Source organism: Sphaerochaeta globosa str. Buddy (assembly GCF_000190435.1).
In the GTDB taxonomy this organism is placed as follows: domain Bacteria; phylum Spirochaetota; class Spirochaetia; order Sphaerochaetales; family Sphaerochaetaceae; genus Sphaerochaeta; species Sphaerochaeta globosa.
This window is the reverse complement of sequence record NC_015152.1, coordinates 2930749-2945457: the sequence shown is the minus strand read 5'-3', so window position 1 is coordinate 2945457 and position 14709 is coordinate 2930749. Positions and strand designations below refer to the sequence as shown.

At 51.8% G+C, this 14709-nt stretch carries 14 protein-coding genes; 5 read left to right on the top strand and 9 right to left on the bottom strand.

Annotated elements, in window-relative coordinates; translation table 11 throughout:
- Nucleotides 1-54: 54 nt before the first annotated feature.
- The 4 genes from SPIBUDDY_RS13705 to SPIBUDDY_RS13690 all read left to right on the top strand — a co-directional run bounded on the left by SPIBUDDY_RS13705 (nucleotide 55) and on the right by SPIBUDDY_RS13690 (nucleotide 4120).
- Nucleotides 55-1059: an aldo/keto reductase gene (locus SPIBUDDY_RS13705; protein ID WP_013608365.1), complete on the top strand. Its 1005-nt coding sequence runs from the start codon at nucleotides 55-57 to the stop codon at nucleotides 1057-1059.
- Complete coding sequence (locus tag SPIBUDDY_RS13700) at nucleotides 1034-1426, top strand: iron chaperone (RefSeq protein WP_081454664.1); 393 nt, start codon at nucleotides 1034-1036, stop codon at nucleotides 1424-1426. Before SPIBUDDY_RS13705 ends, SPIBUDDY_RS13700 begins: the two co-directional genes overlap by 26 nt.
- Before the next feature lie 133 nt (nucleotides 1427-1559).
- Nucleotides 1560-2258 (top strand): P-II family nitrogen regulator, encoded by a 699-nt coding sequence (locus SPIBUDDY_RS13695; protein ID WP_013608363.1) that lies wholly within the window; start codon nucleotides 1560-1562, stop codon nucleotides 2256-2258.
- Nucleotides 2255-4120 carry a DUF1538 domain-containing protein gene (locus SPIBUDDY_RS13690; protein ID WP_013608362.1) on the top strand — a complete coding sequence of 622 codons (1866 nt, stop codon included), beginning with the start codon at nucleotides 2255-2257 and terminating at the stop codon, nucleotides 4118-4120. Before SPIBUDDY_RS13695 ends, SPIBUDDY_RS13690 begins: the two co-directional genes overlap by 4 nt.
- A gap of 19 nt (nucleotides 4121-4139) precedes the next feature.
- On the opposite strand, the gene SPIBUDDY_RS13685 is transcribed toward SPIBUDDY_RS13690, so the two are convergent.
- From SPIBUDDY_RS13685 to SPIBUDDY_RS13645, 9 genes are all read right to left on the bottom strand, one after another.
- Entirely contained in the window at nucleotides 4140-4889 is a 750-nt protein-coding gene (locus SPIBUDDY_RS13685) for a MerR family transcriptional regulator (protein WP_013608361.1), read from the bottom strand.
- Nucleotides 4890-4956: 67 nt separating this feature from the next.
- Nucleotides 4957-5991: a GGDEF domain-containing protein gene (locus SPIBUDDY_RS13680; RefSeq protein ID WP_013608360.1), complete on the bottom strand. Its 1035-nt coding sequence runs from the start codon at nucleotides 5989-5991 to the stop codon at nucleotides 4957-4959.
- A 1-nt stretch (nucleotide 5992) separates the two neighbouring features.
- Nucleotides 5993-7054, bottom strand: a complete 1062-nt coding sequence (locus tag SPIBUDDY_RS13675) for a cobalamin B12-binding domain-containing protein (RefSeq protein WP_013608359.1) — start codon at nucleotides 7052-7054, stop codon at nucleotides 5993-5995.
- 68 nt (nucleotides 7055-7122) lie between these two features.
- Entirely contained in the window at nucleotides 7123-7857 is a 735-nt protein-coding gene (locus tag SPIBUDDY_RS13670; protein ID WP_013608358.1) for a FadR/GntR family transcriptional regulator, read from the bottom strand.
- A 47-nt stretch (nucleotides 7858-7904) separates the two neighbouring features.
- Nucleotides 7905-8672 (bottom strand): HpcH/HpaI aldolase family protein, encoded by a 768-nt coding sequence (locus SPIBUDDY_RS13665; protein ID WP_013608357.1) that lies wholly within the window; start codon nucleotides 8670-8672, stop codon nucleotides 7905-7907.
- Nucleotides 8669-9592: a dihydrodipicolinate synthase family protein gene (locus SPIBUDDY_RS13660; RefSeq protein ID WP_013608356.1), complete on the bottom strand. Its 924-nt coding sequence runs from the start codon at nucleotides 9590-9592 to the stop codon at nucleotides 8669-8671. Before SPIBUDDY_RS13660 ends, SPIBUDDY_RS13665 begins: the two co-directional genes overlap by 4 nt.
- 12 nt (nucleotides 9593-9604) lie before the next feature.
- Nucleotides 9605-10894: a TRAP transporter large permease gene (locus tag SPIBUDDY_RS13655; RefSeq protein ID WP_013608355.1), complete on the bottom strand. Its 1290-nt coding sequence runs from the start codon at nucleotides 10892-10894 to the stop codon at nucleotides 9605-9607.
- Nucleotides 10891-11421, bottom strand: a complete 531-nt coding sequence (locus tag SPIBUDDY_RS13650; protein WP_013608354.1) for a TRAP transporter small permease — start codon at nucleotides 11419-11421, stop codon at nucleotides 10891-10893. Before SPIBUDDY_RS13650 ends, SPIBUDDY_RS13655 begins: the two co-directional genes overlap by 4 nt.
- A 69-nt stretch (nucleotides 11422-11490) precedes the next feature.
- Nucleotides 11491-12489 (bottom strand): sialic acid TRAP transporter substrate-binding protein SiaP, encoded by a 999-nt coding sequence (locus SPIBUDDY_RS13645; protein ID WP_013608353.1) that lies wholly within the window; start codon nucleotides 12487-12489, stop codon nucleotides 11491-11493.
- Nucleotides 12490-12759: 270 nt separating this feature from the next.
- Here SPIBUDDY_RS13645 and SPIBUDDY_RS13640 point away from each other — a divergent pair, with 270 nt between their 5' ends.
- Nucleotides 12760-14637 (top strand): sigma-54-dependent Fis family transcriptional regulator, encoded by a 1878-nt coding sequence (locus SPIBUDDY_RS13640; protein ID WP_013608352.1) that lies wholly within the window; start codon nucleotides 12760-12762, stop codon nucleotides 14635-14637.
- Nucleotides 14638-14709: the final 72 nt, after the last annotated feature.

Here is a 14709-nt window from a genome sequence, read left to right as displayed (position 1 = left end):
ATAGCACAGGAAAAATTGCTTTGACCACACCTATCGATGTTGTATAGTGTAACTATGAATACCTATACAGCAGCACAGACTCGATATGATGCAATGCAGTACCGCTACGCAGGACAAAGCGGTTTGAAACTTCCCGTTCTCTCCTTGGGCCTCTGGCACAACTTCGGAGACGGAGTGGACGATGCTGTGTGCAGACAGATGATCGGCACCGCATTCGACCAGGGAATTACCCATTTCGACCTTGCCAACAACTACGGCCCGCCTGCTGGAAGTGCAGAAACCCGGTTCGGCAAGATGCTTTGTGATCAGTTTGGATCCTATCGCGACGAAATGCTGATCTCCACCAAGGCAGGCTATTACATGTGGCCCGGTCCCTATGGGGAGTGGGGCAGCCGCAAGTACCTGATCAGCAGTTGTGATGCGAGCCTGAAGCGCATGGGGCTTGAGTATGTGGATATATTCTACCACCACCGCCCCGACCCCAACACGCCCCTTGAGGAGACGATGGGAGCCCTCGCCCAGTTGGTCAGGCAGGGAAAGGCGTTGTATGTAGGGATCTCCAACTACCATAGAACCGATGCACTTAAGGCCATGGCATTGCTCAAGGAGATGGGGTGTCCCTGTGTACTCAATCAGGTCCGTTACTCTATGCTCGACCGATGGGTCGAGGACGACCATCTGTTGGATGGCATGAAAGGCGAGGCGGGAACCATCTGTTTCTCACCGCTCGCCCAAGGCCTGCTCTCCAACCGCTACCTCGATGGCAGCATCCCCCCCGACTCCCGGGCGAGTAAAAGCTATTTCCTCAAGCCTGAGACGATTACTAAGGAGCGGGTGGAGCTTCTCAACGGTTTGAACGCCATTGCCCGGGAACGTGGGCAGAACTTGTCAGAGATGGCAATTTCCTGGCTTCTGGTGGACAAGCGGGTCACCAGCGTGCTCATCGGCGCCAGCAGTGCCGAGCAACTGAAGGTGAATCTGAAGGCTGTAGAGAATAAGTCCGACTTTACCAATAAGGAGCTCTCGGAGATTGATGCACTGTGCAAAAGGTGGAAGTGAAACAATGAATGAATATGCAACAGAGGTGGATGACTACATCAAGCAATTCGATGGCGAGAAGCAACAACGATTGCAAGCAATTCGTGCATTGGTGCATCGGATGGTCCCTTCTGTAAGCGAATGCATTTCGTGGAGAATGCCCACCTTCAGGCTTGCCGAAGGTGGGAACATCATCCAGATGGCAGCGTTCAAGAGCCATATCGGACTCTACCCTGAGCCTGATACAATACAAGCGCTTAAGGCCGAACTGGCAGGGTTTCCCACCAGCAAGGGGGCGATTCAGCTGCCGCTGGAAATTCCGCTGCCCTTGGAGCTGATTGCAATAATTATTGGGTATCGACTCAACCTTTTGCAAGAGAAGCAATAACCGATTTCCATTGGAATCCTGAGGGCAACAACTTTGCCAACCTCAACAGGATTGGTTGGGCGTAGTGTATGCATGAGCTTGAACATCTTTTGGGAATTCAAGGAAAAGTATGGTATAACAATAGTATACACACATGGGTTATGAGTATTCATCAGGTGCAAGGGAGCTTACCATCGATACCGTATTTTTTGCTGTTGTCAACAAAGGAAAGGCAAATATTCTGCTGCAAAAGGCCCAGGAGCTTGGAGCAATCGGGGGAACCATTCTGCTCGCAGAAGGAACCACACGCTCAAGATTCTTCAATACAGTCAGACCTTCCCAAGCTCACAAGGAAATTGTGATCATCAGCGCAGGGTATGAGCTGTGTGTCGGCTTGCATGAGATGGTCTTCCAAACATTCAAATTTTATAAGCGACGAAAGGGGATTGCATTCTCCATCCCATTCAAGAATTGGGATACCGTGGAAAAGAAGCCTGATCCCAGCCAAAAACCTATGGATGACTATTTTGCCCTTCTTACTATTGTGGAGCGGGGCAGGGGAGTAGAATGCGTGTACGCAGCACGAAAAGCAGGTGCGAGAGGTGGCACCATTGTGCATGGACATGGGGCGGGTATACCAAAGGACTTCTTTTTTTCTCTGAACATAGAACCACAGAAGGATATTGTGATCATCCTATCCAAAAAAGATACGCTGCAGGCGATCAAAGAGAGTATTACCGAATCACTGAGCCTGGCGAACCCAGGTAATGGAATTCTCTTCATCCTTCCGGTTCTCAGGACCAGTGGTTTATTTGAGAACAGAGTTGCAGAGCAGAGGGGAGTCAGGTCATGAATCTTCTCTATGGTAAAGTCAAGGAAGTCCTGCAATCACTGGTCCCTCTCGTGCTGGTTGTGGTGGCATTATGTTTTACCATCATAGAAGTGGAAACGGATATGTTTATTCGCTTCTTGGTTGGAAGTACGATGCTCTTGGTGGGGCTTGCTCTTTTCTTATGGGGAATCGACCTATCCATGCACCCCATCGGCGTGTACATGTCCAATGAGGTTGCTACTTCCAAAACCTTCCTAGGGGTGGTGATTTTAAGTTTTTTGTTGGGATTTCTCATTACGGTTGCCGAGCCTGATCTTTTGATCCTGGGTTCACAAATTGAGGAAGCGTCGGGCCATACCCTCTCAAGCAGGCTCATTGTATATATGGTGTCAGGCGGGGTGGGCCTGCTGATTTCACTGGGCATTCTCCGCCTGCTCAGGGATAAGCCATCGATCAATATCTTCCTGCTGATGACCTACTTGGTCATTCTTGTACTGGGCTTTCTAGTTTCTGAGGAGTTTCTTGCAATATCGTTCGATGCTTCAGGAGCAACCACTGGAGCTTTGACGACTCCTTTCGTACTGGCTTTAACACTTGGGCTATCCCAGGCGAAAGGCGGCAGGCATGCCGAGGAAAACTCATTTGGCTTGGTTGGCATCATGAGTGCCGGACCCATCCTCGCAGTCATGTGCATCTCTTTCATCACCGGGCAGCATACCATTCAAGGTGAGGCCAGTGTGTTTATTCCTTCCGTCGGGGTAATCGCTCCGATTCTGGAAAGTATTCCTGCAACATTAAGGGAGTCCCTGATCGCGCTCCTGCCGATCACGCTCTTGTTTTTTGTGTACAACGGATTCAAATTTAAACTGAAGCGAAAGGAAATCCTTGGGATTATCAAAGGCCTATTGCTTGTACTTATCGGTCTAGTGTTGTTTCTATCCGGTGTACACGCAGGCTTCATGGATATGGGCAGGGTGATTGGTATGCAGATCGCCTCGATGGATACGAGACTCCTTATAGCAGTAGGATTCCTCTTCGGCCTGATCGTCGTCCTCATGGAGCCGGCAGTGCATGTCCTGGGCGTACAGATCGAGGAAGTCACTGGAGGTACCATACCTCTCGGACTCATCCGTCTGACACTCTCTTTGGGTGCAGCCATCGCTATTTCACTCTCCATGGTTCGCATCACTGTTCCTGAAGTGAAGTTATGGTATTTCCTGCTCCCGGGTTTTGCTTTCGCTTTGTTCTTGTCGTTTTGGTGCAATCCCGTGTTTGTCGGCATCGCATTTGATGCAGGAGGGGTTGCTTCCGGTCCGATGATGGCAACCTTCGTTCTGGCCTTTGCACAAGGAGCCGCCTCGGCCATCCCGACAGCAAACGTGTTGGTGGATGGATTCGGCGTCATTGCCATGGTTGCCATGGCTCCAGTTTTTTCCATCATGCTGTTAGGAACAATATTCAGGCAAAAGAAAACCAGGCATGGTGCGCAAGAAATACCCATGGTGAAGATGGCAGCCGCTTCAGAAGAAAAAGCTGTTGACCACACATGCATCCTCGTGGTTGTCAATCGCGGTTTTGCCGCCGAGGTAGTCGACCTTGCCCGAAAACATGGAGCAGCCGGTGCCACCATCCTGCATGGAAGAGGCAGTGCTGAAGAGAGAGCAGCAAGAATTCCCTTCATCAACTTGGAATTGCAGCCCGAGAGGGAGATGGTATTGCTCATCACGCCACAGAACATCAGCAATCGTGTTGCTGAGCAATTGATTGCCGAGCGGCAGAGTGTTTTCGACGGTTTCTTATCGGTCTATGGTTCTCCAACCGAAGCTTTCATCAAGACCTACGCTGTACGAGATGAAGAAAAGCCCTCCAATTCAGAGGGCTGAGTGGCTGAACTATTTTTCCTTATTCCTCATTCAGATAAGCCAGCACTGCATCACGCAGGAAGGCTGCCTTTCCGAGATAGTAGGCGTTGAAACGCTCATCGTCGACGTACATGCGAACCAGATTTGCATGCGCCTCCTTGTTGTAGGAGGGCCAGGTGTAGGCAAGCCATTGCTTGTGCATCATGGCCACCTCCCGGGCAAGGGGCGAGTAAACGTCTCCCGTTTTTTCCGCCTCGACAAGCTTTTCCAACAACCGGGCGCCCAATTCGTTCATCTCATTGTAGGTCTTCTCATCCATACCCATCATCTGTGCATTCGACTTGGCCACCGTCTCCTCTCCATAGCGCGCTCGAATCTCTTTTCCGAACTTCTTCTCATTCTCCTCGATTAAATTTTTCTTTAATCCTTCAAATCGTTCTTTGTCTGTCATGGTTCTTTCTCCTCTCTGTTCTGCGATGGTTGTTTCCAAGGTGCGAAGCAGACTCTCCAAGCGGTTGCGTCTTGCCAGCAACCGCTTCCTCTGGTCCTCCAAGGCCTGCAAGGTGGAAAACCCGGGATCTTCCATGATTGCCTTGATGGTTGCCAAGTCGAAGTCCAGCTCCCGATAGAAGAGAACCGTCTGCAGTCGTTTCAAATCTTCTTTCGAATAGAGCCGATAGAGCTGCCCCCTGTCCCGTTTGGGACATACAAGGCCCAGCTCGTCGTAATAGCGCAACGTACGCTCGGAAACCGAGGCAAGCTGTGCGACTTCTCCTATGGTGTAGTCCATGTTTGCACCTCCTGATATGGCTATACACCCTGACGTAACGTGAGGGTCAAGAGGCAGCCAATTTTTTTTACTGCTCGGAATATCGCTGGTCGTACAGCAGCTTGTCAAATACCCGGTATCCGTGCTTCCCGCCGCGTTTGGCCTGATACATGGCCCAGTCGGCATACTCGATCAGCTCGAACAGGTTGGTTGTATCACGGTTATAGACGGCAAACCCGACGCTGCAGCTGATTGCAAGCTCCCCTATGGACGTGGAGAGTGGACGCTCGGTGACATATACTTCAAACTTCCGGTAAAGTGATGAGAAGATTTCATCATCGACGGATGCAAGTTCGTGCATATAGAGACCGAACTCGTCGCCTGCGATGCGCATGGCAATAGTGGATTTCTCGAATGGAAGGGATGCAAGGCGTTTTGCAAAGGCAACCAAATACTCGTCACCGACAGCGTGCCCATAGGTGTCGTTGATTTGTTTGAAGGCATCGATGTCGATGAAAGCGAACAGACCGAGAGCTTGGGGGTGTGCATTGATGACGCTCTGCATCTCCGAACGGTATTGATAGCGGCTGACCAAGCCGGTGAGGGGGTCCTTGACGAGGCGGTTGTTCAGATCGAGATTCAGCGCCTCAAGTTTCTTGTTTGCACGCTGTAGTTCACGCTGGGTGTTCACCAGCTGGTTGTTCAGTTTCTGAATCTGCTCAAAGTGGCTGTAGACCACTTGGGAGTTGTGCAAGGAGTAGCGGGCATGCATCGAGGCTACCTGCTCGATCATCTTGAAAAGCAAGGCTTTCTGAAATTCCTGCAAATCAGGAGGAAGCTGCATCAGGTAATCGACCCCCAGTACCCAGACATCCTGCTCAAGGCTGAGAATGAAGAAGCAAAGCTCCAGCTGTTGTTCAATGATGGTGACATGCGAGCAGAATACCTTGTGTTTTTCTAGGAGCGCTTTGGTAAAGGTTTGCTCAAAAATTTTACGACTTTCCTCTTCAAACAGCTCCGAAAGCGTTGTTTTATAGGGAATCGCCAGAGAGACGGGGTCTGACCAATAGGCTTCCTGGACAAGGCCTTGTGGTGTGGTACGGACAAAAAAGGAGTTGCTCACCCTACCTAACCGCCTTTTCGGCCCAGCTGATCAGGTCGGTGGCAAGGTCGGTATAGATGTCCACCGGCCACCGCTCATAGATTTTATTACTCGTTTGGAACGCTCTTCCCCCGACTGCGAGCAGGATGGCGGGGTAAGCTTTTCTGATAGCAAGTACCGCTTCGTGGCAGAGTCCCAGGTATTGGGGCATGGTCACCGAAAGGGCGACAAGGTTCGGCTGGTGTTCGTCGATGGCATGCAACAGGGAGGAAACAGGAACTGCCGAGCCGAGGAAAATGCTCTCCCATCCATGGTATTCGAAGAGGTCGCTGACCATCCTGCCTCCCATCTCATGCAGTTCACTGCCCACGCAGCAGGTCACTATCTTCTTCTCCTTGGATGGCTGGCTGAAAATGACGGGGTAGAAGAGGGAGAGAATCATCTGGGTGGTGGAGGTGCAGTAGTGCTCCTTGTCCACGGTAATCTTGTTCTGGTGCCAAAGCTCTCCGACCTCGAGCATGGTCATGCGGATGATGTCCTCGTAAATCTCCTCGATGGGAATACCGGCAGCCTCTGCATCACGGATGATTTTGGTCGCCTGCGCAGTGTCGCTGCGCAGCAACGCACTCAGGTAGGCCTTCCTGATCGGCACATGCCGACCCTGCAGAAACTGTTCGGACACCTTGATGTTGTCCACCGCATCCTCGGTGACGACAATGGCCCTCTGCAAGTAGCTTTTTGCCAAATCGACCTGCTCATCCTTGTAAAGCTCATCGGCACAGGATGAAAGGATGCGGTAGTGGTCGACCATCTGGTCCTTGATGCGGTCCCGGTCGATGTCCTTCATGAGATTACACAGCAACTCGAAGAGCCAGAGGGCGTAGTTGGAAAAGATCTTCTCATCCTGCAGGTTCACCGCCGTGGTGAGAAAGCTGAAATTGTACAGGATGTCCTGGAACATCAGCTGCTTGCGCCGTTCATCCATTTCGATGACGAGTTTGGAATCGAGTTCGAACTGGCGGTCGAAAATCTTCTGGGCTAGAGTAATGAGCTTAGGGTCGATGCCTGAAAGGAGCAGACTCATGACTTACCTCCTACCGAGAGTTCACCTCAAAGCATACCAGCAAACAGTCAAATTTGATATCTGAATCGTTAGAGCGTCGGTTTTTTTGCTGTAGTTCCCTGTTTGTCAAAGAACTGGACATTAAGGCTGGAAACCTTCAGGTGTTCGACCATTGCTTGGTGGACGGCCTTTGCATCGCGACATTGCAGTGCTTCAAAAATCTCGCGGTGGCGCGTGATTGCATCCTCGATGCCGCCTTCGATGAGAATACCCTTTCCCATATAGTCTCGGAGCAACGAGGTGAGCACCCCCACGAACATGCTTAACAACTCATTTCCGGTAGCTTGGGCGATGGCGATATGGAACTGCTCATCCAGCTTGACCCGCTCCCTCAAAGGAAGGCTCGTGTCCTCGAACTTGGAGAGGATAGAGTCCATTTCCTTCAATTGCTCATCGGTGATGCATTTCACCGCCAAATCCACCGAACTGAGTTCGAGGATTTCCCGCATCTGCGTAAGGTCGTCGCTTTTGATGCGGTCGACCTGCATGATGCGGTTGATTGCATTCATGACTGTATCGTTCTCGGGCCGGGTGACGTAGGCACCGCTTCCGTTCTTCAGGGTTATCAAGCCGCGTTCCTGCAAGAGCTTGAGCGCTTCTCGGATGACGGGCCGGCTGACGTTGTACTGTTTGGCCAACTTCAATTCACCGGGAAGCTTCTCAGTCACCTTGCTGGTAGGAGAGGAGAGAATGACTTCTTCCAGATGGTCTGCAATCTGCTGGCTGAGGTTTGTCCGTGAAAGGGAGAAATGTGAAATGTCCATGCAGACCTCCTTGGTTTGCCCATCATACCCAATTCAAACAGTTCCTTCTAGCTTTTTCCTACCATACTGAAGGTTCGTTTCGCTCCTTGTTGGAGAAAAGAGATGTCATCGCCACAGCTAATGAAGTCCACACCCATGTTCTGATAGGTCTTGATCGTCCTCTCATCCGGACCGATCGATACTCCGACCGGCTTTCCTGCCTTCTTCGCAGCATCGATGACGTGCTGCGCGAGCTCAAGCACCTTCTCGTTCAGGCTGTCGCCGAGCAGGCCGATGGAGGCCGACAGGTCGTTCGGTCCGATGATCACCGCATCGAGGGCGGGCAGGGATAGTATTGCCTCAATGCGCTGTACCGCACTGATGTGCTCGATCTGGATGATCCTGACAAAGCTCTCCCTGCTCTGCTGAAGGTATGTCTTCAGGTCCTGCTGGTTGTAGGCAATGGCACGCCTTGGCCCGAAACCCCTCGTTCCCTCGGGTGGATACAGGCAAAGCTCCAAAACCTGACGGGCTTCAACCTCGTCCATTACCTGGGGAATGATGATGCCGTCGATGCCCATCTCCAACACATACTTGAGGTCTTGCATCTGTTGGCCCGGCACCCGCACAAAGGCGGCGGCCCCGCCTGCATTGGCCGCCATGACATGCAGCAGAAGGTTCTGCTTGTCAAACGGCCCGTGTTCGGCGTCGATCCAGATGAAGTCGTAGCCGTAGCGGGCCAGGGCCTCGGTGATGGCAGGGTCGTTGAGAAACACGTGCCCGCCCAAAACTGAACCCGATTTCAATTTGGTGCGAAACTCCGCTCCTCTGTTCATTGCTTCAACCCCAAAAGCGTACGCATTTCCGCTTCCATGCGGATCAAGCTTTGAATCTCAAGTCGTGCGTTCTCGTTCAGCAGGGAAACCGGCTTGGAGCGGGTGACCAGACTCATCGGGATGCCGGTGAGGTCGAAGTGGTACTTGGCATTGACCGGATAGGCTCGGGCTTCGCTGACACCGCTGACGGTGAGGAAGTCCATGACCTTGCGGGCAAGAACCGGCTCTGTCCTGAAGTGCTCATACATCCACTTGTAGATGTCGATGTGAAAGTTCGCCATAACCCCGTTATACCCTTGGTAACCGGCAATCCAGGAGTCCAAAAGAGTGGCGGTGTTTGCATTGAACAGGGCCAGCTTGGTTCCCTTGACCAACTCGACACGGCGTTTCTCGATCTCCAGGGAACAGGACACATCCTTGAGGAAGACCAGCTTGTCTTCCTTTGCAGCCCAGGCGAGAAAGTCGTCGGTAAGCAGTCTCAAATACGGGTAAGGACATTCATACAGGCCGAAGGTGACATCGCTCAGCTGGTCGAAAATGTCCTGGGCGTTGGCGTTGAAGACAGCACTGTCTTCATCGGCTTTTGCCAGACGGTTGGAGACCAGCACCACTGCATCGACTCCCGTTTGGGACATCGCTCCAAGTTCCTCTATTTGGGCTTGATGGTCGTCGCTGGTGTGTCCGCTTGCAATGACCTTGACACGACCCCCGGCAGCCTCGACGACGGCCTTGGCGATATCGAGTTTCTCTTGTTGGGATAGAAAGAACATCTCGCTGGACTGGCAGACGGCGAAGATGCCGTCCGCACCCCGGTCGATGTACCAGTTGGTGATTGCCTTGACTGCAGGGAAATCTACCTTGTTGTCAGCGGTAAAAGGGGTGATCATGGTCGGCCAGCAGCCGTTATAGGGTGTTTTCATTGACATAACTCCTTAGATAAGTCCTGCTGCACGGGGCAGGAAGAGGGTGATCTCGGGGATGTAGGTGATCAGGATGAGGACGATCAGCATGACTATAATCGGCCAAAGGATTTCACGCATGATATCCTTCAGCGGAGTGCCGGAAATACCGCTTGTGATGAAGAGCAGCATACCGAACGGCGGGGTGGAAAGTCCTACCATCATGTTGAAGGTGACTACCAAACCGAAGTGGATCATGTCGATGCCCAGGGCGTTGGCCACGGGAATCATGATGGGCACGAAGACCAACTGGATGGTGGAGGTGTCCATGAACATTCCCAGGATCAGGATGACTACGTTTACGATGAAGAGGAATGTCCACTTGCTGCTGGTAATTCCCAATATCCAGTTGCCGATGTTGGCGGCTAGTTGCTCACGGGCGACGATGTAACTGATGATGGTGGCAGCTCCGATCATGATGCTGGTTGCCCCCACATCCCTGATGGAGTCCTTGACCACATTCAAGAGATCCTTGAAGCCCAATGCCTTATAGGCGAACACAGAAATGATGATGGCATACAGGCCTGCAATTGCTCCTGCCTCGGTCGGGGTCATGACTCCGGTATAGATGCCTACCAGCAGGATGACAGGAGTCAACAGGGCGGGAATCGCCTTGACAGTGGCGGAAATAAAAGTTTTTAGGACGATCTTCTCGCCGCGTGGGTAGTTGCGTTTCTTGGAAACGATTGCTACATAGATCATCAAGGCAATCGCAAGCAGGACGCCTGGAACCATGCCGCCCATGAACAGTGCTCCCACCGAGGTTGAGGAGAGCATGGCATAGATGACCAAGGGAATGGACGGGGGGAAGATCGGGCCGATGGTCGCCGAGGCTGCGGTGATGGCACAAGCAAACTCAGGTTCGAAACCGCTTTTCGTCATAGCTTCAATTTCAATTTTGCCCAGGCCTGCCGCGTCGGCAATGGCCGATCCCGTCATTCCGCTGAAAATCAGCGATCCGAGAATATTCACCTGTCCCAAAGCGCCCCGCATTCTTCCCACAAGCCCAAGGGCGAAATCATAAATCATCTCGGTGACTTTCCCTGAGTTCATGACATTTGCAGTAAAGATAAAGAGCGGGACTGCGATGATGACGTAGTTGGTGTAATAGGTGTTCATGACCTGGTTGACGACCAGGCTCAGGTCTGCGCCCTTTACCAGCAGGTAACATGCAGCTGAAGCAAGCATGCCCAAGGCGATGGGCATCCTGAGAATGAAAATCAATATGAATACGAGCAGGGTGATGAATAAGGGAAAACTCATTTCTTTACCTCCCCGAGCAGCGGGTCGTAGCTGTGGTCGAAACTATCGGAAAGTTTTCCGGTAATGACCTTCCAGTCCTCCAGGACCGGCTTGATGCTGTAGCCGATGATGGCCAGGAGGAAGTAGGTGAAGGGGAGAAAGATCCAGGTGTAGGAGACACGCAGGACCGGGGTTTTCTGGAAACCCAGAAAGAAGGCGTATTTGAAGGAGGGGACTACCATCACTGCAAAGGTGATGATGATCAGCAGATTGCCCAGCAGTCGTGCAACAGCTGCAACCTTGGGGCTATAGGCTTCATAGAGCATGGTGAACTGGACGTGTCCCTTGCGACGCATCGTGTAGCAGGCACCAAGGATGACCGACCAGCAAAATCCGATGACAATCACGTCCTGGGTCCAAGTAAGAGGATGGTTGACCACATACCTGAAGAATACTTGCAGGATGAATGCCAGAAACAAGAAGATGAAAGCGGCGGTAGGAATGTAGACTTCCAGCACCTCTCTGATAAATAACGCTAGTTTTCTCACGTGGTTGGTCTCCTGTTCAATTACAAGAAGAAACCCGGGGCAGGCAGCCCCGGGTTCGTAAGTGATTGCTTACTTTCCAGCAGCTACGACTTTGTCGAACATCGCCTTGTCCCATTTCTGAGCGTAAGGGCTTGCCAGATACTGTGCCAGAACGTGGTCGGCGAATGCATTCAGGTCTGCATTGTAGACCTTCAGGCCTGCATTCTTGAAGAATGCTACTAATTCAGCCTCAGCCTTGAGGTTGGTGCTGTCGCAATACTCGATGCCGGCCTTCACCCCTTCCATGACCCAAGCCTTTTGTTGAGCGGTCAGGGACTGCCATTTTGCTTCGTTGATGGCAGGCCATACCGAGTCAACCAGATGGTTGGTGATGGTGATGGATTTAGTTACTTCATAGAACTTTGCGTTCTTGGTGGACGGAAGCGGGTTGTCCTGGCCGTCGACGGTCTTGGTCTGCAGTGCCATATACAGTTCGCTGAAGGAGATCGGGGTCGGGTTGGCTCCCAGAGCCTTGCCCAGGAAAATCCAGGAGTCGGAGTTCGGCATTCTCAGGTTCACACCCTTAAGGTCAGCCGGGGTCTTGATTTCCTTGTCTGCAACCAGGTTGAGCTGGCGGGTTCCAAGGTATTGTGCACCGAGGGGGCGGATTCCCTGCTCCTTGGCGATGCGGTCGAACACCTCAGCGCCGATGGGGCCGTTGAGTACGCTGGTCATGTGGTCGTAGCTCTTGAAGATGTAGCCTGCGGTAAACATGGATACCCAGGGGCTTCCATCGGTCAGCCACGAAGCTGCAGTGGCGGTCATGTCGGCCTGGCCGCTCTTGACCGCCGATACTTCCTGCTCCTGCTTGAACAAGGATGCCGAATCGTAGGTAAGAACCTTGATCTGTCCATTGGAAACGCGTTCGACGGTTTCCTTGAAGACGCGCATGGCACCGGCGTGTGCATCGGTGGGGACTGCGGTCATGGTATAGACCAATTCAACGGGCTTGACTTCAGTTGAAGCTTGGGCGAATGCCATGGGAAGTACCAGGGCTGCCAGCAACAGGGTGACGATTACTTTCTTCATTGTTTCCTCCTCAGGACCGCAAAGCGGCTAACAATGTTCGATGCGTTTCCCGGCGTATGCCGGGAATATAAATCTGCTTAGCTGTAAAGCTGTCTTACAGGTTAATGATTGCATGGGTTTTCCCGTCTGTCAAATAGAATTTTCAATACGTCAAAAAAGAAACCATTGATTCCTACAGAGTAATCACTATGTGTCAATTTTATTCTTCATACCCATACTTTTCTATTCGGTTCGTGGTATACTGTATACAATCATCATTGAGGGACATCCATGTTTACCATTGAATTCATTGCACCATACAAGAATCTTGTTGCTACTGTTGAAACTGCCTTTGCCGAGCATCCCAAGCGCGAAGAGATCAAGCATGTCGTCAATTTCAAGGGTGTTCCTGAGATACGAAGAAGCACCTTGGTCGGCGACATCTTCATCGCACGCGGCTTGACCGCATCGTACCTCAATCAATTATGGAAGGATGCAACCGTGATCGAAGTGCCGATGAGCGGTTACGACATCCTGCGTGCCATGAGTGAAGGAGTTCGTCTCCATGGTTCCAAGAGCATCGCCCTGATAGCTACCTCCAATGCCATCTACGGGGTTGACAATTTCTCCACCATCTTCTTGCCTCCTGTTGCAACGTATGAGATCGGACCCTTGGACGAGGTGGAGCCGATCATCCGCAAGGCTGTGAGCGATGGGGCCGATCTGATCATCGGAGGCAATTCGGTGACCATCAAGGCAAAAGCGATGGGTTTGTGTGCACAGAGAATTGAAGTCGGTAAGGAAAGTGTACGCCAAGCCATCGACGAGGCTTGGCGATTATGGCACTCAAACATCGAGGAACGGGTCCGGGTACAACGCTTGAATGCCTTGGTGGAGCATGTGCATGAAGGTATTATTGCAATCGACCAGGATAAGAGAATCACCATCTGCAACCAGTTCGCCGAACGGCTTCTCAACAACCAGGCACAGGAAATCTTTGATCGTCCTCTCTCTGAAATTGCTCCATCGCTCGCCGAACCCGATCTTCTACAGCTGCAACAGCCCGGTCTTGGTGATTACTTGGAAATCCAGGGCAATCAGGTCGTAGTAAACAGGGTTCCCATTATTGTGGATGGAAAGTTTCAGGCAGGCATCATCACGTTGCAGGAAGTGTCGCAGATTCAGAAGATCGAGACGAGAATCAGAAGAGAAGCGCATCAGAAGGGATTGGTCGCCTCCTATGATTTCTCAATGATGCTTGGGGAGAGCAAGGCATTCTGTGCATCCAAACGCTTGGCCCTCAGTTATGCAAATGTGAGCTCAAGTGTCATGATCGTCGGTGAAACAGGAACCGGAAAGGAGCTGTTTGCACAAAGCATCCATCGCTCGAGTCAGCGTTCAGGCGGACCCTTTGTTGCCGTCAACTGCGCGGCATTGCCTGAGTCACTCCTGGAAAGTGAGTTGTTCGGCTATGTGGGGGGTGCCTTCACCGGAGCTTCAAAGAACGGAAAAATGGGGCTGTTTGAGCTTGCCCATACCGGTACCATATTCCTTGATGAGATATCTGAGATGAGCCTTCACCTGCAAGGCCGCCTGCTTCGGGTGATAGAGGAGCGGGAGATCATGCGAATCGGCCACGATACCGTAATCCCGGTCGATATCCGCATTATTGCAGCAACGAATCGCAATTTGGAAACTTTAGTCGACCAAGGCCTCTTTAGGAAGGACCTGTTCTATCGGTTGGACGTATTGCGCCTGAACATCCCGCCGCTTAGGAAGCGGGGGGAGGATGTGCTCTTGCTCACCAAGCATTTTCTCAGGCAATTTGATGAAGCCAATGGCAAAAAACGGCACATGCTCGACCCCGAGGTCCTTCCAATATTACTCAACCTCCCTTGGGAAGGAAATATCAGGCATCTGCGAAATGTCTGCGAACGGCTGTCGGTTGTCATCTGCGAGACGGTCATCACAGCCAAGGATATATTGGCTTGTCTGGGATCCAGCGATGAGGAAAAGCAAGTGCACTTGTGTGCGGAGGGTTTGGATGAGAAGGACAGACTCATAGCAATACTTGGCCAAACCAATAACAACAAGAAGGAAGCGGCACGCCTGTTGGGTATCGATCGCAGCACCTTGTATCGAAAATTGCAAAAGTACGGCTTGATGTAGTGTTGTGTGTCATAGGTGTTGCATTGCATCACAGGCAAGCGCTTTCCAAGCCTTCGTTGGTGCGATTTCCTT